The organism is Nostocoides jenkinsii Ben 74, from assembly GCF_001046875.1.
Lineage (GTDB): Bacteria > Actinomycetota > Actinomycetes > Actinomycetales > Dermatophilaceae > Nostocoides_A > Nostocoides_A jenkinsii.
This window is the reverse complement of the sequence record NZ_HF571038.1, coordinates 667,399-693,508: the sequence shown is the minus strand read 5'-3', so window position 1 is coordinate 693,508 and position 26,110 is coordinate 667,399. Positions and strand designations below refer to the sequence as shown.

The following is a 26,110-nucleotide window of genomic DNA, read 5'->3' as shown; positions in this document are numbered from 1 at the left end:
CCCGCCGATGGCGCGGACAGGAAGCCGCCGGAGGCCGGCGGGGCGGGGTTCTCGGTCGGCGCGTTGCTGGTGCCGCCACTGTTGTTGTTGGTGTTTGCCGCTGCCTCCGCGGCAGCGGCCGCCGCCGCAGCCTCTGCCGCCGCCTGCTGCTTCCCGATGTCGGCGAGCTTGGCCGTGAGGGCATCCGAGTCGGCCTTCAGGTCAACGAGCCGCTGCTTCTCCTTGGCTGCTTCGGCGTCAAGCTTGTCCGCCGCCGCCGCCTGCTCGGCGATCAACGACTCCAACTCGGCCTGTGCGGCTTCGGCCTGCCCCTGAGCGGCCTTGGCCGCCGCTGCGGCAGCTTCGGTCTCGCGCTGGAGCTGGGCAACCTTGTCGCGGGCCGCCTGGAGTCGAGCCTGCTTGGCCGTCAGATCGGCAGTCGAGGCGGAGAGCTGCTCGATGGCTCCCTGCTGAATGTCCGCGACGTTGTCGGCCATCGCCATCCGGTCGGCCAGATCCTGCGCGTCGCTGGCTCCCAGGGTGAGAGAGAACGAGCCCATCCCCTGCTCCTGATAGAGCTGGGCCGCGAATCCGTCCACCTCGTCACGGGTGTCGGCCAACTCGGCGGACGTTGCCTCCAGGTCATCATTGGCCTTCGCCTCGGCGGCCCGAGCCGCCTGCAGGTCGGCGATCGCCTGCGCGTTGCGCAGCCGCGCCGCGTCGGCAGCGGCGCGCGCCTGGGCAACGGCGTTCTGGGCACCGGGGAGGCGACCGCGGGAGTCGGCCAGGTCGGCATACGCCGATTGGAGTTGGGCGGAGGTGTCGGCGAGATCGTCCTTGGCCGCGTCGATCTGGTTCTTGGTCGCCGCGAGCGCCTTGGTGGCCTTGTCCTTCTGGTCGGCAAGGTCGGCGCGAGCGGTCGCCGAGAGGGCCACGGACACGCCGAGGCAGGCGGCGAGGAGCGCGGACGAGACGGCGACGCGAGAGCGGGGGGAAGAAGACATCGCCGCCATGGTACGCACGGGGGCTGGGCCAGTCGGGTATCTCGCGCGATGTCGGCGTCAGTGTCGTCCGTGTCCGGCCGTGCCGGCCGGGGGGTCACACCCGCAGGTAGCGCCAGAGCGTGACCGTCGAGGTGACAACCGCGAGCGCGACGACACCGCCGGCGAGATAGGGCGCGATCGCCCACACATCCGTCGCCGAGATTAGTGCCTCGTTGAGCACTATCGTCGTGAGGTACTTCGCGTAGATGAAGTGCACTGTGGCCCAGAGCATCCCGACCGCCAACGCCGCGCCGGCCAGCGCCGCGACCACGACTTCCACGATGAACGGAGTGCGAATGGCGAAGTTCGAGGCCCCCACCAGGCGCATGATGCCGATTTCTCGTCGCCTGGTGAAGGCCGCCTGTCTAATGGTGGTCGCCATCAGCAAGGTCGCGCAGAGCACCATGAGCGCCGCCACGATGACGGCAAAGAGCGTCACGTAGTTGATGACAGTGAAAAACTTCTTGAGGACCTTCTCCTGGTCCTGCACGGAAGCGACGCCGGGGGCGTTCTGGAAGGCACTCGCCACGACTTCGTATCGGGTCGGGTCGCTCAGCTGCACGCGATAGCTCGACGGGATCACGCCGGGCTTGATATTGCCGACCAGTGGGGTGTTCTTGAACTGCTCGGAGAAGCGGTCGAACGCCTCCTGCTCCGACTCGAAGAACACCTGCTTGACCAGTGGCTTCATCTCCTCCAGCTGAGCCTTGATGGTGGCCTTCTGGTCCTCGGTGACCGGCATCCCGCCGCAGTTGGCCTGCCGAGTCCCGTTGGAGCACAGGAAGATCGAGACCTGGACACGGTCATACCAATAGCCCTTCATGGCATCGGCCTGGCGCTGGGCCAAGAGCCCGAGACCGAGCAGGTAGAGCGAGACCATCGTGACGAGCACGACCGAGACGGCCATCGAGAGGTTGCGACGCAGGCCGACCCAGACGTCACCGAGCAGGAAGCGAACACCCACGGCTCAGCCCTCCCCTCGCACGACCTCGTCGGCCCAGTCGGTCTCGTCCGGGGGACTCCACAGATCGTCGGGATCCAACTCGGGGGCAGGGACGGGGGTCACAACTTCCTTCGGGATGTAGCTGCCTTCCGCCTCGTCGCGCACGATCTTGCCGTTGTCGAGCTCGATGACCCGGCGGCGGAATTCATCGACGATGACGTTGTCGTGGGTGGCCATCAAGACCGTGGTGCCGGTCGCATTGATGCGGGCGAGCAACCGCACGATGTCGAGGCTGGTGGCGGGGTCGAGGTTGCCGGTGGGTTCGTCGGCGAGCAACACGGCCGGGTGATTGACGACCGCCCGGGCGATGGCCACGCGCTGCTGCTCACCGCCGGAGAGCTCGTGCGGCATACGCCGGCCTTTGCCCTCCAGGCCCACGAGTTCGAGCGTCTCCGGGACGAGCGTGCGGATGAGTTTGGTCGGCTTGCCGAGCACCTGAAGCGCGAAGGCGACATTCTGGGCGACGGTCTTGTTGGGGAGGAGCCGGAAGTCTTGGAAGACCGTGCCGATCTGGCGACGCAGCCGCGGCACCTTCCGTGGCGCCAACAGGCCGAGGTCGTGCCCGGCCACCAGCACCGATCCGGACGTCGTCGGCTCCTCGCGGATCACCAGGCGCAGGACGGTCGACTTGCCAGACCCAGACGGTCCGACGAGGAAGACGAACTGGCCCCGCTCGATCTCCATCGAGACGTCGTCAAGAGCGGGCCGGGTGCCACGGGGATAGACCTTCGTGACGTTTTCGAAGCGGATCACTCGGCGTTGTCCTCCTGACCACGACGCCACCGGATGCCGGCCTCGATGAAGTCGTCGATATCGCCGTCGAAGACCGCCTGGGGGTTGCCGACCTCGTGACCGGTGCGCAGATCCTTGACCATCTGATAAGGCTGCAGGACATAGGAACGCATCTGGTCACCCCAGCTGGCTTTGATGTCCCCGGCCATCTCCTTCTTCGCCGCGGCCTCCTCCGCCTGGCGCTGCAGCAGCAGGCGCGACTGCAGCACCCGCAGGGCGGCGGCCCGGTTCTGGATCTGCGACTTCTCGTTCTGCATCGAGACGACGATGCCCGTCGGGATGTGCGTCATCCGAACGGCCGAGTCGGTCGTGTTGACGCTCTGCCCACCGGGCCCTGAGGACCTGAAGACATCGATCTTCAACTCGTTCTCGGGGATGTCGATGTGGTCGGTGGTCTCGATCAGCGGGATGATCTCGACTGCCGCGAAGCTTGTCTGTCGCCGGCCCTGGTTGTCGAACGGGCTGATCCGCACGAGCCGGTGCGTCCCGCCCTCGACGGACAGATTGCCGTAGGCATACGGAACGTTGACCTCGAAGGTCGCCGACTTGAGCCCGGCTTCTTCGGCGTATGACGTGTCCATCACCTTGGTCGGGAAGCCGTGGCGCTCGGCCCAGCGTAGATACATCCGCAGGAGCATCTCGGCGAAGTCGGCCGCGTCCACGCCACCGGCGCCGGCGCGGATGGTCACGACGGCTTCGCGCTCGTCATACTCCCCCGCCAGCAGCGTGCGGACCTCGAGTTCGCCGACGGCGCCGCGGATAGAGGTGAGCTCGCGCTCGGCCTCGTTCATCGTGGCCTCGTCAGCCTCCTCCTGACCGAGTTCGACGAGAACCTCAAGGTCGTCGATGCGCTGATCCAAGTCGAGAATCCGGTCGCGCTCGGCGATTGCCCGCGAGAGGGCAGAGGTGACCTTCTGGGCGCTGTCGGGGTCGTCCCAGAGGTCGGGATCACCGGCCTTGGCTTCGAGGTCCGAGATGGTCGCGGCCAGGCGGTCGAGATCGACAACCTCGCGGACCGACGCCATCGTGGCGCGCAAGTCGCGGATGTCTTGGGTGAAGTCGCTAGCCACGATCAGCAAGGGTACGTCAGCGGCCTACGCGAGCCGTCCGACCCGCCGCGTAGGCTGGGACACATGCCCGAATCCTCTTGGTCGACTTTTGCCGACCTCCTTCGCGCCCAGGTGCGCAACGAGTTCACCGCCAGCCAGCAATACATCGCGTTGGCCGTGTGGTTCGACGATCACGACCTCCCCCGCCTGGCCGCGCACTTCTATCGGCAGAGCGTCGAGGAGCACAACCACGCGATGATGTTCGTTCAATACCTGCTTGATCGCGACCTCACCGTCGCGATCACCGGCATCGATGAGGTCTTGACGGACTTCTCGAATCCCCGCGAGCCCATCGAGTTGGCGCTGTCGCAGGAGAAGCAGGTGACATCCCAGGTCGAAGCCCTCTTCCGGGCCGCGCGCCACGAGGACGACGCCCTCGGCGAGCAGTTCATGATGTGGTTCCTCAAGGAGCAGGTCGAAGAGGTGTCCTCGATGAACACCCTGCTGACCATTGCCAATCGCGCGGGCGATGACTGGTTCCAGATCGAGGAGCACCTGGCCCGTGAGACCGTCGGCGACAACGGCATCGACCCGAGTGCACCCCCCGCGGCCGGTGGGGCGCTCTGAGCGTCCGCGTCAGGCGTCGGCCCCGATGAGGGCCGGAAGCACGGCCAGGGCGGCGTCGAGCACGTCTATCGGCCGCCGCCCGAAGGAGTGGGCCCCGGCGACCTCGATGACCCACTCGGGGTTCGCGAGTTCCGCCCGCACCTCGGCCGGCGTCCCGAACGGGTCGGCCCTGCCCTGAATCACCCGCACGGGTATGCCGCGCTCCCCCGGCGCTCGGAGTTCGTGCGCTCGCGATGACTCGGGTTTGCCGGGCGGGTGCAGCGGGAAGGACAGGCACAGCACTCCCGAGGCCCCGACGTCGTATGCCGTGCGGCACGCCACCCGCGCACCCGCGCTGCGACCACCCACCACGACCCTGTCGGACAGGTCGAGGCCGGCGAGCATCGGGAGCCACGCGGCGTCGAGGGTCGGCGGCCGGCCGGCGATCTTGCGACCGGCCACCTTCCACGGCTGCTCGATGAGGATGACGCGGTAGCCATGCCCGGGCAGCGAGGACGCCAGCAGCATCAGGTCGGCGGCGCCGATGCCGCCACCCGCGCCATGACCGAGAACGATGTCGGCGCGCGCGGGCACGTCCGCCGAATAGATGTGCCCGCGTCCTGGACCCTGCTCTGTCGGCAGGTCCCTGATCTCCGCCACGGGACCCCGTCAGATCCCGTGCATCGTGGCCAGGACATCCCGGTAGCGACCCACCACGTCGGCTCCGGCGTCGGCGGAACCGGGCTCGGCCTCGGCGTCGACCTTGATCTCCCACACCGGCGGAGCGTCGGCCTGCGACAACGCCCAGGCAGCCTGCCGGGCGGCACCGATGCCGACATACTCGCCCGCGGCCGGGATGGCGACCGGAACACCGAACAGTTGCGGGGCAATGTCCTGGACCGCGACTGAGGCGGACGCGCCCCCGATCAGCAGGACGCGGCGGACGTCGACGCCCTCCGCGCGGAGCCCGTCAACACCGGCGACGAGATTGAGCAACATGCCCTCGACGATGGCGCGGGCGAGGTTCTCCGGGGTCGCATTGGCGCGGGTGAGGCCGGTCAAGGTCCCCGCGGCGCACGGCAGGTTCGGGGTGCGTTCGCCGTCGAGATAAGGCAGCAGGGTCAGGCCGCCGGCTCCCAGCGTGCCGGCAAGGGCGAGACGATCCAGCCCGGCCAGGTCGACGCCGAGCATGGCGGCGCCGGCGGTCATCACGCGGGCGGCATTGAGGGTGCACAACAGCGGCAGGTAGCCGCCCTCGGCGTCGGCGAAGCTCTGCAAGGCTCCGGTCGCATCAGCCACCGCATGATCGTGCCGAGCGAAGACCGTGCCGCTCGTGCCCAGCGAGACGACGACGTCGCCCGGTGCCAGCCCGAGGCCAAGCGCCGCACCCATGTTGTCGCCGGTCCCCGGCCCGACGATCATGCCCGTGGCGGTGCGCCCGGCCACGGCATTGGGGGCGAGGACCTCCGGCACGTCGATGGTGCGACCCATGGCGAGTTCCATGACGTCGGCCCGATAGTCCTGCGTATGGGCGGACCAGTAGCCCGTGCCGGAGGCGTCACCTCGATCGGTGGTCCACCGCTCGAAGGTGCCGGACTCCTTGAGCAGACGCCCGGTGAGCCAGTCGTGCGGCAGCACGCATGTCTTGGTGCGGCTCAGGTTGTCCGGCTCGTGGCGAGCCAGCCAGCGCAGCTTGGTCGCGGTGATCGCCGCCACCGGCACGATGCCGATCTGGTCGGCCCAGGCCTGCGCGCCTCCGAACTCCTCGACCAGATCGGCGGCGGCCCTGGCCGAGCGGGTGTCGTTCCACAACAACGCGGGCCGGACGATGTCGTCGTCAGCGTCCAGGGTGACCATCCCGTGCTGCTGGCCGCCGACGGCGATCGCCTCGACGCCGTCGAGGATCCCGTCCGAACTCGCGGCGCTCCAGGCATCCCACCAGGCCCGCGGATCGACCTCGGTCCCATCGGGATGCGGCGCCCGAGCGGTTCGGAGCACCGCGCCGGTCTGCGCATCGCAGACGACGATCTTGCAGGACTGGGTCGAACTGTCGACGCCCGCGACCAGCGAACCGCTCATCACACGCTCCTCATTGATGCTGTTCTCGCAATCGTAGGCACGAGCACGAGACCTTGTGCCACGGGTTGGGCCGGGCCTGTCGCATCGCGACAAGCCCGGCCCTTCTGTGGCGGCACATGCCGCCGGTTGCCCCGCGGGTCAGTTTTCGAGGGCTTCGAGCGTCGCTCGCGCCCCCGCCTCGTGCAGTGAAGCCAAGAAGCGTCGGTATGCCGCGGTGAACCGCTCGTTGTCGGCCAGGTCACCGAAGAAGTCGGCATCCCGCAAGAACGCGAGGTCGTCCTCGGACTGGGCCGCGGCCGCGGCCATGACCTTGTCCTTGAACCGGTCGACGATCTCGATCGGCTCACCCTGCTCGTCAACGCCCTCGGCGTAGCGTGCCCAGGAGGCCACCACGAGGGCCGACCGATCGATCTGACCGCCGTTCTCGAGATTGGTCTTAATGACCGGGACCAGCCACTTCGGGATCCGGTCCGAGCTCTCGGCGCACAGCCGCGCCAGCGTGTCGCGAACTTCGGGGTTGGCGAAGCGCTCGACCAGCTGGTGACGGTAGGCGTCGAGGTCCACACCCGGGACGGGCGGCAACGTCGGACTTCCTTCGTTCTCCATGTAGCCCAACAGGAACTTCACGAACAACTCGTCCTGGCAGACCTCGTGGGCGTAGCGGTAACCGCTGAGATAGCCGAGGTAGCACAACGCCTGGTGACTCACGTTTAGCAGCCGCAACTTCATCAACTCATACGGAACGACGTCGTCGACAATCTGGACGCCGACTTCCTCGTATGCCGGGCGGCCCGTGGCGAAGTGATCCTCTAGGACCCACTGGGTGTAGGGCTCGCAGACAACCGGCCAGGCATCGGCGACCCCGAACCGCTCGGCGAGATCGTCGATATCGGCCTGCTGGGTGACCGGGGTGATCCGGTCGACCATGCAATTGGGGAAGGGAATGTTGGCCCCCATCCACTCCGCGAGCTCGGCATCCTTCATGGCCGCGAACGCCAGGATCATCTTCTTGGCGACGTCCCCGTTGCCGGGGAGGTTGTCGCAAGACATCACTGTGAACGGCGCGGTGCCGGCCTCCCGGCGCATCCGGGCGGCCTCGGTGATGAAGGCGAAGACGCTCTGCGGCAGACCCGAGCCGGCCAAGTCGGCCTCCAGGGCGGCGCCCTTGGGGTCGAACTCCCCGGTGACCTGGTTGACGTGATAGCCGCCCTCGGTGACCGTGAGCGAGACGATTCGGGTGGCGGGGTCCGCCAACCGGTCGAGCACCGCCTGCGGGTCGTCCGGGGCGAAGAGGTAGTCGATCATCGACCCGATGACCTGCGCATCGCGCGACCCGTCGGGGTGCTTGACCACGAGCGTGTAAAGGCAATCTTGCGCCTTCATCGCATCGCGCATCCGCGCATCGCCGGGCATCGTCCCGACCCCGACGATGCCGAAGTCGTGATCGTGACCGGCGTTCATCGACCGCTCGAGATACATCGCCTGGTGGGCGCGGAAGAAGCCGCCGACGCCGAAGTGGACCATGCCGGGGGTGACGCCGGCACGGTCATACGCCGGCACGGCAACCTCGGCGGGAAGCCCGCCGAGAGTGGCCGTGCTCAGTGCGATGGGAGCACCCATTAGCGAACCGCACCCATCGAGAGACCCTGGACCAGCTTGTCCTGCGCCGCGAACCCGGCAACGAGCACCGGCAGCGACACGACGAGCGAGGCCGCACACACCTTGGCCAAGAACAGGCCCTGGCTGGTGACGAAACACGTGAGGTACACCGGGGCCGTCTGCGAGACCGTGCCCGTGAGGACTCGGGCGAAGAGCAACTCGTTCCAGCTGAAGATGAAGCAGATCAGCGCGGCGGACGCCAGACCCGGCATGACAACCGGGGCAACGACCTTGCGCAGCGTCAGGATCAGCCCGGCCCCGTCCACCTCGGCGGCCTCGAGCATTTCGCTCGGGACCTCCGCGAGGAAGGAGCGCAACATCCAGATCGCGATCGGCAGGTTCATCACCGTGTAGAAGAGGATGAGCAGCCAGATGTTGTCCAGCATCCCGACCTTCTGCGCGAACAGGTAGATCGGCAGCAGGCCGGCGACCACGGGCAGGAACTTGGTCGACAGGAGGAAGAACAGCACGTCATTCCACCGCTTGACCGGCCGGATGGACAGCGCGTATGCCGCGGGGAACGCCAGCACGAGCACCAGCAGCGTCGAGACGACGCTGGCCATGACGGAGTTGATCAGCGACGGCCACGGCGCGCTCTCGAAGAAGCTGCGATAACCGGCCAGGGTCAGTGGCGCGGTGAACGAGGGCGGATTGGTCGCCGCATCGGCCTCGGAGTGGAAGCTCGTGAGAACCATCCACAACACGGGGAAGACGAAGAGCAAGCCCACAACCCACGCCAGGATCGTCAGCAGAATCCCGCCGCGATTGGGCTGCTTGAAGTTGACCTGCTGGCCGTTGGCCAGTGTCGCCGTCTTGGTGCTCATCGCTTCTCCTCCCGGAAGATGCTGAAGACCGTTCGCAGCGCGATGGTCGAGACGATATTGGTCAGGATGACCACGATGACGCCGGCTGCCGAGGCAAGCCCGTAGTCATGCGCGGTGTAGAAGGTCTGATAGATGTAGTAAGGCAGGTTCGCCGTACCCAGACCACCACCGGTGATCGTGAACACGTGGTCGAAGTTCTGCACCACATAGATCGACCCGAGCAGTCCCGCGAGCTCGATATAGGTCCGCAGGTGCGGCAGCGTCATGTTGGTGAAGATCTGCCAGCTGCTCGCCCCGTCAATGCGGGCCGCCTCGACGACATCCATCGGCCGCGACTGCAAACCGGCCAACAGGATGAGCATCATGAACGGCGTCCATTGCCAGACGATGGCGAAGATGATCGACCACATCGGGTGTTGGCTGATCCAGTCCGGCTGCGCCGCGCCCTTCCCGAACAGCTTCGTCAACATGCCGTTGAAGAGGCCGTACTCGGGGTTGTAGAGCGCGTGCTTCCACAACAGTGCGGCCGCGACCGGCACGATGAGGAAGGGCGTGATCATCATCGTCCGCACGATCCCCTGGCCCCGGAACTTCCGGTCCAGCAGAAGCGCGATGCACAAGCCCAGGAACAGCGAAATGATGACGACGGCAGCGGTGAGCAGCACCGTGACCCAGATGGCCTTGCGGGCACCGGGGTCGGTCAGCACCGTCTTGTAGTTGGCCAGTCCGCCGAAACCCCGCTCTTCGGGGTAGTAGGCGTTCCAGTTCATGAACGAGGCGATGATCGTCACCACGAATGGCAACTGCGTGACGATCAGGACCAAGGCCATCGCCGGGAGGAGAGGCATCCTCCGCGCCCAGTCGCCGGAGCGCTGGAGGCTGCTTCTCTTCGGCGTTGCGACCCCGGCCCCCTTGGTGGGGGTCGTCGTCATGGGCTACTTCTTGTACTTCGCGGAAACCGCCTCGGCGAGTTTCTGGCCCTGGTCCAACGCCTCGTCCACCGTCATCTGGCCGGCGATGGCCGAGCTGACGAGCTGGCTCACCTTGGTTCCCAGGTCGGGGAACTCGGGGATGTCGATGAACTGGATGCCGGGAGCCGGACGCTTCTGGACACCGGCGTTGTTCGGGTCAGCACCTTCGATGGCCGCCTTGGTGGCCTCGGCGAACGCACCGGCCTCCTTCAGGTAGTCGGCGTTGGTGTAGGTCGACGAACGCTTGCCGGCGGGAACGCGGCTCCAGCCGAGCTGCTTGCCGACCAGCTCTTCATACTCCTTCGAGGACGCCCACGCGATGAACTTCCAGGCGTTGTCCTGGTTCTTCGAGGCCTTTTGGACCGCCCAAGCCCAGGTGTAGAGCCAGCCGGAGCTGGCGGTCTTGTTGACCGGCGCCGCGGCGTAGCCGAACTTGCCCTTGTTGGGGCTGTCGGCCGACTCCAGCGAGCCCGCAGCGGAGGTGGCGTCGTACCACATGGCCGTCTTGCCCTGCATGGTGTTGTTGAGGCACTCGGTGAAGCCCGCCTGCGGAGCGCCCGCCTCGCCGTGCTCCTTGACCAGGTTCACGTAGAAGTTCACGGCTTCCTTGAACTCCGGCGCATTGACGCCCGGCGTCCAGTCCTCGTTGAACCACGTGCCACCGAAGGTGTTGACCACGGTGGTGAGCGGGGCGAAGATCTGGCCCCAGCCCGGCATACCGCGAAGGCAAATGCCCTTGGTGGTGCCATCGTCTAGCTTGGCGGCGAGGTCGGCGACCTCGGCCCAAGTCGGCTTGTCGGGGACGGTGAGGCCCTTGGCCTCGACGAGGTCCTTGCGGTACATCAGGAAGGACGACTCGCCATAGAACGGCTCGCCATAGATCTTACCCTCGTAGGACAGCGAGTCCGTCATGGACTTCATGATGTCGCCCTGGTTGAACGCCGAGTCGCCATTGGCCTTGTCGGTCAGGTCGGCGACCCAGCCGTTCTTGGCGTAGATCGGGATCTCGAAGTTCGAGAGGGAGGCCACGTCATACTGACCGGCCTGCGCGGAGAACTCCTGCGAAATCTTGTCGCGGACGTCGTTCTCGGGGAGAACGGTGTAGTTGACCTTGATGCCGGTCGCCTTGGTGAAGTTGTCGGCCGTGAGCTTCTGCAGGTCGACCATCTGGGGGTTGTTCACCATCAGGACGTTGACCGCCCCGCCACTGCCGCTGCCACCGCTCGCGTTGCCGCCGCCCCCGCCGCCACCGGCCCCGGAGCAGCCGGCCAGAGCCGTTGCGACCATCGCCGTGGCGCTGGTGAGCACCAACCACTTCTTCGAAGCCATGCGTCCTCCTCGTTGAGTGACCATCCCCCAGCGGGACGGCCTTGTGCTGCTCACTTGAGCAGACTGGCGCACATATGAGTAAAGTGTGGTCCGCATCACTTGTGAACTGTTCAGACGGATAGTGAGCGGAGGTGTCGCGGCGATGGAACTGGGACCGTCGGAGCTAGTGATGGCGGCTGCCGTCGCGCGGCGCTACTACTTGGCCGGCGAATCCAAGGTGGAAATCGCCGCAGCCTTGGGCATCAGCCGGTTCAAAGTGGCTCGGATTCTGGAGTCTGCGCGGGAAAATGGGTTGGTACGCATCGAGATTGGTCAACAAGGTCCGATCGATCCGGACCTCTCCGCGCAGCTCCAGCAACAGTTCAGCCTCCACCACTGCGTCGTCGTCGTCGCCCAGGACGAGCACTCCGCGAGGCATCTTGTCGGGGCCGCGGCGGCAGAACTTCTTGCCGAAATCGTCACCCGAGACGATGTCTTAGGGTTGCCCTGGGCGCGTGCCGTGTCGGAGATGATCGCCGCTCTCCCGGCACTCCCCCCGATTCCGGTCATTCAACTCAGCGGGTCGCTCGTGATCCCCGGTGAGACGAGCCCGGTCGACCTCGTGCGCCGGGCTGCCCGACTCTCCGGCGGGGAGAGTCACGTGTTCTATGCCCCACTTCTGCTCGATGACGCCGAGTCCGCGCTGGCCCTTCGTCGACAGCCGAGCGTCGCCGAGGCCATGGAGCAAATCCCCCGCGTGACCCTCGCCGTCGTCGGCATCGGCGGGTGGGTGCCGCGCACCTCGACAATCTGGAATGCCACGTCCGAGGAGGATCGCGAGATCATCTCGGCTCTCGGCGTCATCGGCGAGGTCGCCGGGGTGTTCTACAACGCCGCCGGCCAGCCGGTGGCCACTCCCCTGGACGAGCGGCTGCTCACCATCACAGCGGAACAGATGCGCGGCATACCCGAGGTCATTGGGGTTGCGTATGGCGCGGCCAAGGCCGAGACGATCCGCGCGAGTGTCCTCGGTGGCCTGGTCGATTCCCTCGTCGTCGACAGTGAGGTCGCCCGCCGCATGCTCCAGGGGTGAGTGGTGTGGGGTGAGTGGTGCGGGATCAAGGGTCAGCCGATCACCTCACCGGTCATCGGGTCGACCACCCCGATGAGTTCCGCCGGCGCGGCCGGGAGGATCAGGCCCGGACCATTGTTGCGATTGGAATTCACCCCCCGACCGACGGGGTATGCCGCGAACCGGCCCGGCGCGGCATACGACAAGAGATCCGCGACCCCCTCGGGATCGGTCAGAGACGGATCGAGCCACCGCTTCCAGTCCTCCGGCTCCAAGACGAGCGGCTGCCGGTCGTGAATCCGGTCCAATCCGGGCTCTGCCTCGGTGGTGATGATCGTGAACGAGACCACCCACGCGGCCGGGTCGTCCGCCGGCGCCGACTTGTCTCGCCAGAACTCGTACAGGCCCGCCATGGCCAAGGTCGTCCCGTCGCCGCGGTGAATGAAGAACGGCTGCTTACGGGGCTTGCCCTTGGCGTCCACGGCGGTCGGCGACGCCTGCCACTCATACCAGCCCTGGGCGGGGACCAGGGCACGCCGAGCCGCCAGGGCCCGGGCGAAGGCCGGTTTGTCCGCCAAGGTGTCGGCGCGGGCGTTGATCATCCGGGCGCCGACCGACGGGTCCTTCGCCCACGACGGAACCAGCCCCCACGTGAGCAGCCGGAGCTGGCGCCGCTGCTCCCCGCTGTCCGGGTCCGACCGAGTGAGCACCACGGGGGCCTGCTTCGTCGGTGCCATATTCCAGTCCGGAGCCCCGGCAGGAGGGTCCTGTGGGTTCTTCAAGAGCGACGCGGTCGGTTCGTCATGCCGATCCAGCTCGATGTCGAACTCCTCGACGAGTTCGCTGAGGTCGCCGCTCGCGGCATACCGTCCACACACGGGTATCCCCTCTCTGGTTAACGTCGCACGGGCGTGCCCAGCGATTACGGTAGGAGCAGTTGTCGCCGACAGAAGGAATGCACTCCGATGAGCTTGGTCCGCAAGATCGCTCGGCCCATGCTGGCCGCCATTTTTGTCGTGGGTGGGCTGGATGCCCTACGCCACCCCGGCGGACGGGTCCGCAAGGCCGAGCCCTTGGTCCGCTCGCTCGCGGCTCCCCTGGGTCTGCCGGATGACCCCGAGTTGCTGGTGCGCGCCAATGGTGCGGCGATGGTTGCTGGGGGTGCCCTCCTGGCCACCGGGCGGGTGCCGCGGTTGAGTGCGCTGGGTTTGGCGGCCGCGATGGTGCCGACGACCGTAGCCGGGCATCCGTTCTGGGAGGACACCGAGCCCGCCACCCGCGCCAACAACAAGGTGCAGTTCCTGAAGAACGTCGGGCTGATCGGCGGCCTCCTGCTGGCCGCTGTCGACACCGAGGGCAAGCCCGGGTTGGCCTATCGCGCCCGCATGATCGGCGATAGCGCTCAGCGCACCGCCGTCTCGGCCCGCAAGGACGCTCGGTATGCCGCGCGCACCGCCAAACGGGAAGCCCGGCTCAAGGTGGCCCAAGCCCACGATGCCCTCCGCTGATCCGGCCGACTGGGCCGCACCCACCTCCACTGGGCCGGTCGACGCCACCGTCGTCCTGCCGGGCAGCAAATCCCTCACCAACCGCTATCTGGTCATTGCGGCGCTGGCGCAGGACCCGTCGCGGCTGCGGCGGCCGTTGCGGTCGCGCGACACCGAGCTCATGGCCGGCGCCCTGCGGACCTTGGGGGTCCGCGTCGATGACCTCGACGGCGATGACTGGCTGATCACCCCGTCCGCCTTCGTCGGAGGCGGCACCGTCGACTGCGGACTGGCCGGCAATGTGATGCGCTTCGTCCCCCCGATTGCGGGCTTGGCCCGCGGGCCCGTCCGCTTCGACGGTGACGAGCACGCCCGGGTCCGGCCGATGGCGCCGATCCTGGACGCACTGCGGGCTCTCGGCGTCACGATCGAGGAGGGTGCCAGCAGTTTGCCATTCCGCGTAGCCGGCGTCGGTCGCGTTCGGGGCGGCGACGTCACCATCGACGCCTCCGCCTCGTCACAATTCGTCTCGGGGCTGCTGCTCGCCGGGGCGCGCTACGACGAAGGCGTCACGGTCCTCCACGACGGCAAGACCCTCCCGAGCTTGCCGCACATCGAGATGACCGTTGAGACCCTGCGTGATGCCGGCGTCATCGTGGACGATTCCCAGGTGCACACGTGGCGCGTCGAGCCGGGCGAGGTGGGGGCGCTCGATGTGGTGGTCGAACCCGATCTCTCCAACTCCGCACAGTTCTTGGCCGCCGCCCTGGTCACCGGTGGGCGCATCCACGTCCCGGGATGGCCGCAGTGGACCACCCAGGGGGGCGACGCAATGCGCGACATCCTGGACATCATGGGTGCCGACGTGCACCTCGACCGCACTGGTCTCACCGTGACCGGGACCGGTTCTATCAACGGACTCGACATCGACCTGTCCGGGTCCAGCGAGTTGACCCCGGTGGTTGCAGCGCTGTGCGCGCTGGCCGACGGGCCCAGCATCATCCGCGGGGTGGCGCACATCCGCGGCCACGAGACGGACCGGATCGCCGCCCTCGCCCGTGAACTCAATGGCCTCGGCAGTGACGTCACCGAGACCGAGGACGGGCTCCGGATCCGCCCTCGCCCGTTGCGCGGCGGCCGTTTCCACACGTATGCCGATCACCGCATGGTCATGGCCGGTGCGGTCCTCGGGCTCGCCGTGCCGGGCGTGCTGGTCGAGAACCCCGCCACTGTCGCCAAAACCTTGCCGACCTTCACTCGCCTCTGGTCCGACATGCTCGCCGGCAGTCCTCGGTGAGCCGCCGCGACCTCGACGAGGACGATGTCAGGGTCCGCCCGAACCGGCGTGGCTCAAGACCACGATCGAAGGACCGCCCCCGGCACGAGAGCGCCGTCGTTGCGTTGGTGACGGCAGTGGACCGTGGCCGCTACACCACGCTGATCGAGCCTGACGGGGGCGAGTCGACGCTGGTCATGGCGATGAAGGCGCGGGAACTCGCCCGCAAGGGCGTGGTGGTGGGCGATCACGTCGCGCTGGTCGGCGACACATCAGGCGATCCCAACGCGTTGGCACGCATCGTTCGGATCGAGCCACGCCGCAGCGTCCTGCGGCGCACGGCGGATGACACCGATCCCGTCGAGCGGGTCATCGTGGCCAACGCCGACCAACTCGTCATCGTGACCGCCCTGGTCGACCCGGAGCCCCGGCCCCGGCTGATCGATCGGTGCTTGGTCGCGGCATACGACGCCGGCATGGATCCGTTGCTGGTGCTGACCAAGTCCGATCTCACCGACCCGGCCGATTTCCTGAGCCAGTATGCGCCGCTCGACGTCCCCTGCGTGGTCACGAGCAGCCACGGCGCGGACGGGGACTTCGCCGGCCTTCAGGAGCTTCGCGCGCGCCTGGCGGATCGCATCAGCGTGCTCGTCGGACACTCGGGCGTCGGCAAGTCCACGCTAGTGAATGCCCTTGTGCCGGAAGCCGACCGGGCGACCGGGCGAGTGAACGCCGTGACGGGACGTGGGCGGCATACGTCCACCTCGGCGGTGGCACTGGCGCTGCCCGGCGGCGGGTGGGTGGTCGACACCCCCGGCATCCGCTCGTTCGGGCTGGCTCACGTTGACCCCGACCGCATCATCCACAACTTCCCCGACCTGGAGCCCGGCACGCAGGACTGCCCGCGCGGCTGCACCCACGACGAGCCGGAGTGCGGCCTCGACGCCTTTGTTTCCTCAGGCGAGGCGGGACCGGCCGGGCCGTCTCGGTTGGAGAGCCTCCGTCGCCTGCTGCGGGCACGCAACCCGCAGCAGGGCGACTGACGTCATCGGCAGGCCGGAGGCCGAGCCTTAGGCCCGGGGGTAGTCCTCGGGGCGGGTGTGCTCGGCATACGCATCCACCTCGCGGTCGATGGATTCGGTCCGGGCCGGGCCCACGCCTTCTCCAACCCAGTCCTGGATGGTCTCCGGTACCGGAGCCCCAGTGCGGTCTTGGACGTCGGAGTCGTCCGCCGTGCCCTTGTCGAAGAGCAACCCGCTGTTGTCGGCAACCAAGGTGTCGACGATGACGCGAGGCTCGGCGAAATGGCAGGCCGAGAGGTGACCGTCGAAGCCGTCCGGGCGCATCTCCAGGACCGGGATCTCGGTCTTGCAGCGCTCCTGGGCCTTCCAGCACCGGGTGTGGAAACGGCAGCCCTTGGGCGGGTTCGCCGGAGAGGGCACATCGCCGGTGAGGACGATCTGCTCGCGCTTGCCGCGCAACGTCGGATCCGGCACGGGGACGGCCGACAACAAGGCCTGGGTGTATGGGTGTGTCGGCCGGTCGTAGACCTCGTCCTCGGTCCCCAACTCCGCCATCTTGCCGAGGTACATCACGCCGACGCGGTCAGAAATGTGCCTCACGACGGAGAGGTCGTGTGCGATGAAGACGTAAGAGAGCCCCAACTCGGTCTGGAGTTTCTCCATTAGGTTGACGACCTGGGCCTGCACAGACACATCGAGCGCGGACACCGGTTCGTCGCAGATGAGGACCTTGGGCTTGAGCGCAATGCCGCGGGCGATGCCGATGCGCTGACGCTGCCCGCCGGAGAACTGGTGCGGGAAGCGGTTGATGTGCTCGGGGTTGAGGCCGACCTTCTCCAAGAGTTCCTGCACGGCCTTGCGGCGGCCGCCCTTGGGGACGACGTCGGAGTGAATCTCGAAGGGCTCCGCGATGATGTCGCCGACCGTTTTGCGCGGGTTCAGCGAGGTGTAGGGGTCCTGGAAGACGATCTGGATGTCGCGGCGCATCTTGCGCATCTCGGACGACGACTGGTCGTGCATCCGCTTGCCCATGAACTCGACCGTGCCCGAGGTCGGCTCCTCCAGGCGCATGAGCAGGCGGCCGAGGGTCGACTTGCCACAACCGGACTCGCCGACGATGCCGAGGGTTTCCCCGGCATACAGATCGAAGCTCACGCCGTCGACGGCCTTGACCTGGCCGACCGTGCGTTGCAGGATGCCGCCCTTGATCGGGTAGTACTTGACCAGGTCGGTGGCCTTGAGAATCACCTCAGGCATTGAGGACCTCCTCGCTGAAGTGGCAGGCGGCCTTGCGGTGGGGACCCACCTCGACCAACTCGGGCCGGTCGCGGCGGCAGATGTCCTGCGCCATCGTGCAGCGCGGGTTGAACGCGCAGCCCGGCGGGATGTGCATGAGGTTCGGCGGCAGGCCGCCGATGGCCGAGAGTTCCTGCCCCTTGAGGTCAAGACGCGGAATCGAGTCGAGCAGACCCTTGGTGTAGGGGTGTGCCGGCTTGGCATAGATGTCCCGAACGTCGGCCTGCTCGACGATCCGTCCGGCATACATGACGGCGATGCGGTCGGCAACGTCGGCCACGACCCCGAGGTCGTGCGTGATCAGAATGAGGCCCATGTGCCGTTCCTGCTGCAACTCCTGCAGCAGCGACATGATCTGGGCCTGCACGGTGACGTCGAGCGCGGTCGTCGGCTCGTCGGCAATCAGCACCGCCGGATCGAGCGAGATTGCCATCGCGATCATGATGCGCTGGCGCATGCCCCCGGAGAACTGGTGCGGATAGGCCTTGACGCGCTGCTTGGCCGCCGGGATGGACACGCGTTCCATCAGGCGCACGGCCTGAGCGTAGGCATCCGACTTGTTCATGCCGCGGTGTTCGCGGAACATTTCGGCGATCTGCCAGCCGACCGGGAAGGTCGGGTTCAGCGAGCTCAAGGCGTCCTGGAAGATCATCGAGATCTCCGGGCCGCGCGTCTTGCGTCGCCGATCCTCGGGCATCGTCAACAGGTCGTGGCCGCAGTACTTGACGGAACCCTGGGGGATCTTGGCGGGCGGCATGTCGAGAATGCCCATGATCGCCTGCGCCGTCACCGACTTGCCGGAGCCCGACTCGCCAAGAATGGCGAGACACTCCCCCTGCCGGACGGAGAAATTGACGCCGTTGATGGCCTTGGCAACCCCATAGCGAGTGTGAAACTCGACGTGCAGGTCCTCGACCTCCAGCAGGAGCCCGTCCTGGGGTTGATATTCCGAGGTGTGCGCCGTCGGCGCCGTTGCCGTTGCCATCAGCGGCCTTTCGGGTCGAAGGCGTCGCGCACCGCATCGCCGAGCATGATGAAGGCGAGCACGGCGAGCGAGAGGAAAATGCTGGGGAAGATCAGAATCCACGGCGCCGTCCGGATGAGGCTGAGCGAGTCCGAGATCGCCACACCCCAGCTGATCGCCGGCGAGACCAAGCCGATGCCGAGGAAGCTCAGCGACGCCTCGGCGGCGATGAAGGCGCCGAGGTTGATCATCGAGACGACCATGACGGGTGCCATTGCATTGGGCAGGATGTGACTGCGGACGATCCGCCACGGGCTGGCGCCCAATGCACGGGCCGCCTGAACGTAATCATTCGGTTTGACCTGCAAGACCGCGCCGCGCATGAGTCGGGCGATGCTCGGCCAGCCGAGGATGGACAGCGCGAGCACGACCTTGCTGACCACGGACCAATAGCCCGAGTTCACGGTGTTGGGGAAGGTCGACATGAACAGAATGCCACCCAGCAGGAACGGGATCGCGAAGAAGACGTCCGTAAGCCGCATGACCAGCGTGTCGAGGATGCCCCCGTAGAACGCGGCCAGGGTGCCGATGATGACGCCGAGCAAGGACGTGCACAGCGTCGCCATCACTCCCACAACGATCGAGGCGCGGGCTCCATAAATCGTCCGGGCATAGACGTCGTAGCCCTGAAGGTCGCGCCCAAACCACTGATCGGCGCTTGGGGGTGTCGCACTCAACTTCAGCGTCGCCTTGGCCGGGTCGGTGTTGGTGAACAAGCCCGGGAAGACCGCCATCACCAAGAAGATGGCGATCAGGATGAGCGAGATGATGAAGAGCGGGTTGCGGCGTAACTCGCGCCAGGCCTCTTGCGTGAGGGACTGAGCTTGGCCGACGTTGTCGGCCTCCTGCGCCACCGCACCTTCGGCAACGATGATTCCGGTCTGGTCAGTCATGGCTAATCCTTGGGTCGAGGACGCCGTAGAGGATGTCTACGAGGAGATTCATGAACAGATAGACGATCACGAGCATGGTGACCGCCCCGACCACAGCGGTTCCATCGCGGGAGTTGATGCTTTGGAAGATGTAGCCGCCGACACCGCGGATATTGAAGATGCGCTCGGTGATGATCGCGCCGCCGAGCAGGCCGCCGAAGTCGGCACCCAGGAAGGTCACCACCGGGATGAGGGAGTTGCGCAGGGTGTGGACGCCGATGACGCGAGGTCGAGACAGACCCTTCGCCACGGCGGTGCGCACATAGTCGGCCCGCAGGTTCTCAGCGAGGTTCGTTCGGGTGAGCCGCGCGGCATACGCCAACGAAAGCGAGCCGAGCACCAGGCCAGGCAAGAGGAGGTCGTACCACCCCGGCTTGCTGGGTGTCGTCACCGGGAACCAGCCGAGTTTGACGCCAAAGATGGTCTGGGCCAGTGAGCCGATGACGAAGGTCGGGATCGAGATGACGACAAGGGTCGAGACGAGCACGAGGTTGTCGATGAACTTGCCCTTGCGTATGCCCGCGAGCACACCGGCGAGTACGCCGATGATGGCTTCGAAGAGCAGCGCGATGACCGCGAGCTTGACCGTGATCAGGTAGCGCTTTTGCAACTCGTCAAGAACGTTCAGACCTTGGAAGGTCGTTCCGAAGTTGCCGTGCGCGAGGTCGCCGAGGTACTTCACATAGCGGATCGGCAGCGGATCATCGAGATTGTGATCTGCCCGGAACTTCTCCACGAAGGCCGGTGGACACGGTCGCTCACCGCATTTGCCGGCAAGGGGATTGCCGGGAAGCGCGAACACCATGGCGAAGATCAAGAAGGTGGACCCGATGATCACCGGGATCATCTGGAGCAGCCGACGGACGATGTACTTGGTCATCGTGCCCTCCTTGGCTTGTGTCGGGTGGCGCGGCCCGCACCGGGGATGACCCTACTCGGCAGGGTTCGGTATTGCCAGGTGCGGGAGCGCGAAATGTGATGTCTGGCCGCATGATCGGGGCGAGGACCGGGCGTATAGATCAGGGCCGAACGGCTGCGGCCCGCCGACGGGGTCGGCGGGCCGCAGAACGGTGCTGAGAGGTCAGGCCTTCTTGGTGACCGCAGCGAGGTCGATCGTGCCGAACGGCGTGATCTTGACGTTCTCGACGTTCTCGGACCAGCCAGCAATGGCCTTGCCGTACCACATCGGGATGCTCGGGAAGTCGATGGCCAACTGAGCCTCGGCCTCCTGGTACTTCTGGTTGGCCATCGCGGGGTCTGCGGCCGCGGCGGCTTCCTTGATGAGGGTGTCGAACTTCTCCGAGGAGTAGTCACCGTCGTTGGAGCCGGCGCCCGTGCCGTAGATCGGCGCGAGGAAGTTCTCGATGGACGGGTAGTCCATCTGCCAGCCCGTGCGGAACATGCCCTTCATCTTCCGGTCCGTGATCAGGGTGCGGAAGGTGGAGAAGTCCGGGTACGGCTGAGCCTTGCACTCGACCCCGAGCGCGTCCTTGATGGAGTTGCACGCGGCCTCGGTCCAGGACTTGTGGTCGCCATCGGCGTTGTAGCCGAGGGAGATCGTGCCGTTGTAGCCGCCGGCCTTGGTGAAGAGCTCCTTCGCCTTCGCCGGGTCGTACTTGCAGTACTCACCACACTGGTCGGCCTTGTAGCCGTCCACGACCGGGGAGACCCAGCCGGTCGCTGCCTGGCGCGTGTTGGCGAGGATCGTCTTGATGATCGTGTCGCGGTCGATCGCCATCGAGATCGCCTTGCGCAGGTCCGGGTTGGCGTAGGTCTTGTCGGCCTTCGGCGAGGGGAAGGTGATCGTCGCGATCGTGCCGGTGGCCTTCTCCGCCGTGCGGTCGGGCAGGTCCGACTTGTACTTCTCGCCCTGGAGGGCACTGGCCGGCAGCGCGGCGAGCAGGTCGGTCTGGTTGGCCATGACGTCCTTGTAGGCCGCCTCGGTGTCCTGGTAGATCTTGAAGGTGATCTTGTCGACCTTGCCCGCGAAGTCGCCGGTGTAGTCGGGGTTCTTGACCAGCACCGCGCCCGTCGCCGGGTCGTAGGACTCCATCATGTAGGGGCCCGCACCGACGGGCTTGGCGCCATAGGCCTTGCCGTTGTCGGCGAAGAACGAGTCGGGCAGCGGCGCGAAGGCCGAGTAGCCGAGACGCACAAGCAGGTTCGAGACCTTCTCGGTGGTCTTGATGGTGAAGGTGTAGTCGTCAACGACCTTCAGACCGGACAGTTCCTCGGACGCGGCGGGCTTCTTCTCGCAGTCGGGCTGCTCGACGTCCTCACCAGTGTCCTTGTCCTTGACCTTGACGAGGCCACAGTCCATGTCGGCTGCGCCGTCGATCACGTCGAAGAAGTAAGAGTTCAGGGTGCCATTGGCGCCGGCGCGGTTCCAGTTCCACGCCTTGACGAAGTTGGCGGCCTTGACCTCGGTGCCATCGCTGAACTTGCGGCCCTGCTTCAGCTTGACCGTGAAGTTCTGGTTGTCCGTCGTCTCGATCGACTCCGCGAGGTCGAGCTCGGGCTTGGCGTCGTCGGAGTTGTAGTGGACAAGGCGGGCGAGCACCTCGTCGAGCATGTCGCCACCGCAGGTCTCGTTGGTCATCGCCGGGATGAACGGGTTCTGCGGCGTACAACCGGAGATGCTGATCTCGCCACCGGCCGCGCCGGTCGCGGAGTCGGAGCTTGAGGCGCTGGCGTTGCCGCTGGTAGAGCTGGTGCCGTTGCCGCTGTCGCCGCTGCAAGCGGCGGTGAGCAGCGCGAGCGCCGAAACGCCGGCGATCGCCACAGTGCGAGTGGTTCCCCGCATGAATGTTCCTCCTACATGGAATGTCATCGCCCCGCTCCCGAGGCGCTGGTCGAACCAGTCTCGGTCGAGGCCTGAGTTCGGAAATGCCGAACCTGGGCACGGCACCTGCGCCACTTTAAGTCCCCTTTCCCGGGGATTGGGGAGTAGCACCGGCCCGTCGATGCACAAATGTGATGCGCAAACCCCGTTGACGGGTGATTCTGCGCCCAATTCGCCCGCACACGACGACTTCGGCGCTGTCGCGCGTCCCCGAGGTCATCGACCCTGGGCGCTACGTTGAGGGCATGCCCGGTTATGACGACGACCTCCGGCTCGCCCACGTCCTCGCGGATGCCGTCGAACGGGTCACGATGACGCGCTTCAAGGCCGAGGACTTGCACGTGGACACCAAGCCCGATGCGACCTGGGTCAGCGACGCCGACCGCACCGCGGAGCAGGTCATCCGCGCGCAGCTCGGGCGAACCCGTCCCCGCGACGCCGTGCACGGCGAAGAAATGCCGGACACCGGCTACGGTCCGCGCCGCTGGGTGATCGATCCGATCGACGGAACCAACAACTTTGTTCGCGGCGTGCCGGTGTGGGCAACGCTGATCGCGCTGATGGACGGGCCCGAGGCGGTGATGGGCTTGGTCGCCGCGCCGGCCATCGGCCGGCGGTGGTGGGCCGCTAAGGGGACCGGTGCGTGGACGGGACGGGCGCTGACCTCGGCCAAGCCGATGAAGGTTTCCGGCGTCAGCCGCCTCGCCGACGCCTCCATCTCGATCTCCGACGTGGTCTCGTGGCGCGCCACCGACCGCCTCGATGCCATGCTCGGGATGATGGACGCCTGCTGGCGCAACCGCGCGTACGGCGATTTCTGGTCCTACATGCTGCTCGCCGAAGGCGCGGTGGACATCGCGGCCGAGCCTGAGTTGGCGCTGCACGACATGGCCGCCCTGGTCCCGATCGTCACGGAGGCGGGCGGCCGGTTCACCTCGCTGGACGGCCGGCCCGGTCCCTTTGGCGGCAGCGGGCTGGCGACCAACGGGCTGCTGCACGACGAGGTGCTGCACGCCTTGACCCCGGAGTTGCGGGCCCCGTAGCCGCGGGCCTATCTAACCCACTGTCTCGCGTCGCCTAGTTGGGGACGACGGACACCTCGCCGCGCCCGAGCGCGCGGATGGAATCGGCATACGCACTGGCGTCGCCGACGATCACGACGCACCACTGGCCGTCCACGAATCTGTCGTATGCCGCCCGCAGCGCCTCGGGGGTCAACTCCCCCATCGCATCGAGATTGGCCGTGGTGAAGGTCGGCGGGAGACCGTCCAGGGACAGTCCGGCAGCCTCGTCGGCCACCGCATCGGCGGTGGCGAAGCGGGCCGGCGCGGTGTTGCGGATGAAGTCCACCGAGTCGGTCGTCTCCTGCGCCGAGAAGCCGTCGCGGGCATCGTCGAGGATGCCGAGCAACAGTCCCAAAGCCTGCGCGGTCACTTCCGTGCGCACCGATCCGGTGGTGAGGAAGAGCCCACCGGCGCGCCGAGGACGGAAGGAGGAACGCATTCCATACGTGAATCCCTTGTCCTCCCGCAGCACCGCGTCCACGCGGGCGTTCGGGGAGCCGCCAATCAGGAAGGACAGGACGGGGTATGCCGCCCACGCCGGCGCGACGCGGCGATCGGGGCCCGCGCAGCCGACGACGATCTCGCTCTGCACCGAGCCCGGGCGGTCGACCAGGACGATTCGAAGACGGTCGTCCCCGGGACGCGACGGGGTCGGCAGTTGTGGCTGCGCGACCGGCGCGGGCGACCAGGCACCGAAGACATCCGCCGCCAAGGCGTGGGCGTCCAAGCCGTCGAGGTCGCCGGCAATGACCACGGTCGCGGCGTTGGGGGCGACATGCGCCTGATGGAAGGCGACGACCTCGTGCCGGGTCAGGCCGCGGACGGTCTCGGGGGTGCCGGCCGCCGGGCGGGAGGCGCGCTCCGCGGAGTCGAACCAGGTCGCCGCGAACTCGCGCATCGCCCGGTGCGGCGCCGAGGCCCGCTCCTGCTCGATCTCAGCGAGGCGCGTGCGGATCAGCCGGGTGACTTCCTTCTCGGGGAAGGAGGGCTCGGCCAGGGCCTCCCGGATGAGCTCCAGCGCGTCGGTGAGGTTGCGCTTGGAGACCTCGCCGTGGACCGTTAGACCGGACTCGGACAGGCCCGCGCCGAAGTCAATTCCCTTGCGCTCCAATAGTTCCGTGAACTCGTCCGTGGTGTGGGTGCGCGTGCCTTCGTCGAGCAGTCGGCTCATCAGGCTGGCCACGCCCTCGTGCTCGCGAGGCTCGTCTCGGGTCGAGAGCGGGACGACGACCCGGACGGAAAGCACGTACTGACCGGGGATGTCGTATGCCGCGACGGCCAGCCCGTTGTCCAGGCGCGAGGTCGTGGGCTCCGGGAATTCCCAGCGGCCCGGCGGGGTGACATCCGGGCGCGGGGACGGGGCCGGGTTCTTGGTGGCGGCGGTCAGGGTGCTCATGCGACTTCGTCCTGTCCGGTCAGATAGGCGACCACGGCGCGGGAATGCGGATCGAGCCACTCCTTCGCCGCGGTGGTCACCCCCTCCGGGGTGATCGCGGCGAGTTCGTCGAGGAAGCGGTTGACGTAGTCCGGGTCGTGGTGCAGGAGCGCCTGGTGGCTGAAGGCGTCGGCACGCTGGTCCTGGGCGGCGAGGTCGGACAGCCAACCGCGTTCGGCGCCGGCCAAGGCCGCCTCCAACTCGACCTCACTAGGACCCTCGTCGGCGAAGCGGTGAAGCTCCTCCAGGAGCACCTCCTCGACGGCATTGGGGTCCACGCCCTCGGTGACATCGACGGCGAGCAACCCCAGGGAGACCCCGTCCACGAAACCCATCGTGTGACCCTGGACGCTCGTGGCGCTTTGGTCGCCGCGGACGAGGCGGCGCACCATACGAGACATCGACAGGCCCGCGAGCGCTTCCATGGCGAGGGCGGCCGCGAGATAGCGCGGGTCGCGCTCGGTGGGGAGACGGAACCCGAGATAGAGGCGATCGTTGGGGACCTCGGAGATCACCGTATGCCGCGCGGGCTCGCTCAGCGGGTCAAGTTGCGGGAGGTTAGGGCGCGGGCTGCGGGCGATGGCGGGCAGATCGGCGAAGTAACGCTCGATGCGGGCGATGCCGTCCTCGGGCTCGATATCGCCGACCAGGGTGAGCACGGTGTTGTCGGGGCCGTAGTGGGCTCGGAAGAAGTCGTGGACGTCGTCCACGGTCGCCGCGTCGAGGTCGGCCATCGATCCGATGGTCGGGTGGTGATAGGGGTGGTCATCGGGGAAGACCGTGGCGTAGAGATCGCGCAGCGCGTTGCCGTAGGGCACGTTGTCGTAGCGCTGGCGCTTCTCCTCCTTGACCACGTCACGTTGGTTGTCGAGATTGGCCTGGTTGACGGCGTCGAGGAGGTGACCGTGGCGGTCGGCCTCGAGCCAGAGGGCGAGGTCGAGGGCGCCGGTCGGGACCGTCTCGAAGTAGTTGGTCCGGTCGAACCACGTCGTGGCGTTGAGGCGGCCGCCCGCGGCCATGAGGAGTGAGAAGTGCTCCCCCGACGCCACATTGCGCGAGCCCTGGAACATCAGGTGCTCGAAGAGGTGCGCAAAACCGGTGCGGCCCGCGACTTCGTGGCGGGACCCGACATTAACCCAGAGGTTGACGGTGACGGTCGGGACGCTGTGATCGGGCGAGATGACGACCCGCAGACCGTTGGCGAGGGTGTGCTCGACGAGGGGGTAGTCCAGCGGCATGCCGGACACCTTATGCCGCGGGGCTCGGCATACCTCCGGCCCGGGGGCAACTCAGCACAACTTAGTCAACTGTGGACACCTTGCAAGGTGTCCACAGTTGACTAACTGC

24 protein-coding genes are annotated in these 26,110 nt (G+C 67.0%); 6 read left to right on the top strand and 18 right to left on the bottom strand.

Translation table 11 applies throughout. The features are described 5' to 3' along the window. The 4 genes from BN13_RS19535 to prfB all read right to left on the bottom strand — a co-directional run. Nucleotides 1-983: hypothetical protein (locus BN13_RS19535; protein ID WP_162199905.1), on the bottom strand; the 983-nt coding region annotated here is incomplete at its 3' end. 94 nt (nucleotides 984-1,077) lie between these two features. Beyond that, nucleotides 1,078-1,986 (bottom strand): permease-like cell division protein FtsX, encoded by a 909-nt coding sequence (gene ftsX, locus BN13_RS03250; RefSeq protein ID WP_157038406.1) that lies wholly within the window; start codon nucleotides 1,984-1,986, stop codon nucleotides 1,078-1,080. Nucleotides 1,987-1,989: 3 nt separating this feature from the next. Beyond that, a complete protein-coding gene (gene ftsE / locus BN13_RS03245) occupies nucleotides 1,990-2,778 on the bottom strand; it encodes a cell division ATP-binding protein FtsE (RefSeq protein ID WP_084733536.1) in 789 nt (262 codons plus the stop codon). Then, a complete protein-coding gene (gene prfB, locus BN13_RS03240) occupies nucleotides 2,775-3,887 on the bottom strand; it encodes a peptide chain release factor 2 (RefSeq protein ID WP_048548829.1) in 1,113 nt (370 codons plus the stop codon). Before prfB ends, ftsE begins: the two co-directional genes overlap by 4 nt. A 63-nt stretch (nucleotides 3,888-3,950) precedes the next feature. On the opposite strand from prfB, the gene BN13_RS03235 reads away from it, so the two are divergent. Further along, entirely contained in the window at nucleotides 3,951-4,493 is a 543-nt protein-coding gene (locus BN13_RS03235; protein ID WP_048544395.1) for a ferritin, read from the top strand. A gap of 9 nt (nucleotides 4,494-4,502) precedes the next feature. Here BN13_RS03235 and BN13_RS03230 read toward each other — a convergent pair whose 3' ends face one another. From BN13_RS03230 to BN13_RS03205, 6 genes are all read right to left on the bottom strand, one after another. Further along, a complete protein-coding gene (locus tag BN13_RS03230) occupies nucleotides 4,503-5,132 on the bottom strand; it encodes an alpha/beta hydrolase family protein (RefSeq protein WP_053079702.1) in 630 nt (209 codons plus the stop codon). A gap of 9 nt (nucleotides 5,133-5,141) precedes the next feature. Continuing rightward, entirely contained in the window at nucleotides 5,142-6,551 is a 1,410-nt protein-coding gene (locus tag BN13_RS03225; RefSeq protein WP_048544393.1) for a xylulokinase, read from the bottom strand. 138 nt (nucleotides 6,552-6,689) lie between these two features. Continuing rightward, entirely contained in the window at nucleotides 6,690-8,171 is a 1,482-nt protein-coding gene (locus tag BN13_RS03220; protein ID WP_048544392.1) for a mannitol dehydrogenase family protein, read from the bottom strand. Next, nucleotides 8,171-9,034 carry a carbohydrate ABC transporter permease gene (locus BN13_RS03215; protein ID WP_048544389.1) on the bottom strand — a complete coding sequence of 288 codons (864 nt, stop codon included), beginning with the start codon at nucleotides 9,032-9,034 and terminating at the stop codon, nucleotides 8,171-8,173. Before BN13_RS03215 ends, BN13_RS03220 begins: the two co-directional genes overlap by 1 nt. Continuing rightward, entirely contained in the window at nucleotides 9,031-9,966 is a 936-nt protein-coding gene (locus BN13_RS03210) for a carbohydrate ABC transporter permease (protein ID WP_048544387.1), read from the bottom strand. The genes BN13_RS03215 and BN13_RS03210 overlap by 4 nt, the downstream gene beginning before the upstream one ends. Before the next feature lie 3 nt (nucleotides 9,967-9,969). Next, nucleotides 9,970-11,334 (bottom strand): ABC transporter substrate-binding protein, encoded by a 1,365-nt coding sequence (locus BN13_RS03205; RefSeq protein WP_048544385.1) that lies wholly within the window; start codon nucleotides 11,332-11,334, stop codon nucleotides 9,970-9,972. A 142-nt stretch (nucleotides 11,335-11,476) separates the two neighbouring features. Here BN13_RS03205 and BN13_RS03200 point away from each other — a divergent pair, with 142 nt between their 5' ends. Continuing rightward, the gene (locus BN13_RS03200) at nucleotides 11,477-12,406 is read left to right on the top strand and encodes a sugar-binding transcriptional regulator (RefSeq protein WP_048544382.1); all 930 of its coding nucleotides are present in this window, start codon (nucleotides 11,477-11,479) and stop codon (nucleotides 12,404-12,406) included. A gap of 32 nt (nucleotides 12,407-12,438) precedes the next feature. Here BN13_RS03200 and BN13_RS03195 read toward each other — a convergent pair whose 3' ends face one another. Next, on the bottom strand, nucleotides 12,439-13,263 hold the full coding sequence (locus BN13_RS03195; RefSeq protein ID WP_048544380.1) for an SOS response-associated peptidase: 825 nt from the start codon (nucleotides 13,261-13,263) through the stop codon (nucleotides 12,439-12,441). 87 nt (nucleotides 13,264-13,350) lie between these two features. Between BN13_RS03195 and BN13_RS03190 the strand changes: the two genes are divergently transcribed. From BN13_RS03190 to rsgA, 3 genes are read left to right on the top strand one after another with little or no spacing between them, the layout of a single operon-like run. Further along, nucleotides 13,351-13,893 (top strand): DoxX family protein, encoded by a 543-nt coding sequence (locus tag BN13_RS03190; protein ID WP_048544379.1) that lies wholly within the window; start codon nucleotides 13,351-13,353, stop codon nucleotides 13,891-13,893. Further along, on the top strand, nucleotides 13,880-15,169 hold the full coding sequence (aroA, locus tag BN13_RS03185; RefSeq protein ID WP_048544376.1) for a 3-phosphoshikimate 1-carboxyvinyltransferase: 1,290 nt from the start codon (nucleotides 13,880-13,882) through the stop codon (nucleotides 15,167-15,169). Before BN13_RS03190 ends, aroA begins: the two co-directional genes overlap by 14 nt. Further along, nucleotides 15,166-16,191 carry a ribosome small subunit-dependent GTPase A gene (gene rsgA / locus BN13_RS03180; RefSeq protein ID WP_048544375.1) on the top strand — a complete coding sequence of 342 codons (1,026 nt, stop codon included), beginning with the start codon at nucleotides 15,166-15,168 and terminating at the stop codon, nucleotides 16,189-16,191. Before aroA ends, rsgA begins: the two co-directional genes overlap by 4 nt. Before the next feature lie 27 nt (nucleotides 16,192-16,218). On the opposite strand, the gene BN13_RS03175 is transcribed toward rsgA, so the two are convergent. From BN13_RS03175 to BN13_RS03155, 5 genes are all read right to left on the bottom strand, one after another. Next, nucleotides 16,219-17,427 carry an ABC transporter ATP-binding protein gene (locus tag BN13_RS03175; RefSeq protein WP_084733535.1) on the bottom strand — a complete coding sequence of 403 codons (1,209 nt, stop codon included), beginning with the start codon at nucleotides 17,425-17,427 and terminating at the stop codon, nucleotides 16,219-16,221. Then, nucleotides 17,420-18,451 carry an ABC transporter ATP-binding protein gene (locus BN13_RS03170; RefSeq protein WP_048544373.1) on the bottom strand — a complete coding sequence of 344 codons (1,032 nt, stop codon included), beginning with the start codon at nucleotides 18,449-18,451 and terminating at the stop codon, nucleotides 17,420-17,422. The genes BN13_RS03175 and BN13_RS03170 overlap by 8 nt, the downstream gene beginning before the upstream one ends. Next, on the bottom strand, nucleotides 18,451-19,383 hold the full coding sequence (locus BN13_RS03165) for an ABC transporter permease (RefSeq protein ID WP_048544371.1): 933 nt from the start codon (nucleotides 19,381-19,383) through the stop codon (nucleotides 18,451-18,453). The genes BN13_RS03170 and BN13_RS03165 overlap by 1 nt, the downstream gene beginning before the upstream one ends. Beyond that, complete coding sequence (locus BN13_RS03160; RefSeq protein ID WP_048544369.1) at nucleotides 19,376-20,302, bottom strand: ABC transporter permease; 927 nt, start codon at nucleotides 20,300-20,302, stop codon at nucleotides 19,376-19,378. Before BN13_RS03160 ends, BN13_RS03165 begins: the two co-directional genes overlap by 8 nt. A 201-nt stretch (nucleotides 20,303-20,503) precedes the next feature. Then, nucleotides 20,504-22,225 (bottom strand): peptide ABC transporter substrate-binding protein, encoded by a 1,722-nt coding sequence (locus BN13_RS03155; protein WP_048544367.1) that lies wholly within the window; start codon nucleotides 22,223-22,225, stop codon nucleotides 20,504-20,506. 284 nt (nucleotides 22,226-22,509) lie between these two features. Between BN13_RS03155 and BN13_RS03150 the strand changes: the two genes are divergently transcribed. After that, nucleotides 22,510-23,307 (top strand): inositol monophosphatase family protein, encoded by a 798-nt coding sequence (locus tag BN13_RS03150; RefSeq protein WP_048548826.1) that lies wholly within the window; start codon nucleotides 22,510-22,512, stop codon nucleotides 23,305-23,307. 34 nt (nucleotides 23,308-23,341) lie between these two features. On the opposite strand, the gene BN13_RS03145 is transcribed toward BN13_RS03150, so the two are convergent. Together BN13_RS03145 and BN13_RS03140 are read right to left on the bottom strand one after the other, a co-directional pair. Next, nucleotides 23,342-24,724 (bottom strand): M16 family metallopeptidase, encoded by a 1,383-nt coding sequence (locus BN13_RS03145; RefSeq protein WP_048544365.1) that lies wholly within the window; start codon nucleotides 24,722-24,724, stop codon nucleotides 23,342-23,344. Next, nucleotides 24,721-26,001, bottom strand: coding sequence for a M16 family metallopeptidase (locus BN13_RS03140; protein ID WP_048544363.1), 1,281 nt, complete (start codon nucleotides 25,999-26,001; stop codon nucleotides 24,721-24,723). The genes BN13_RS03145 and BN13_RS03140 overlap by 4 nt, the downstream gene beginning before the upstream one ends. Nucleotides 26,002-26,110 lie beyond the last annotated feature (109 nt).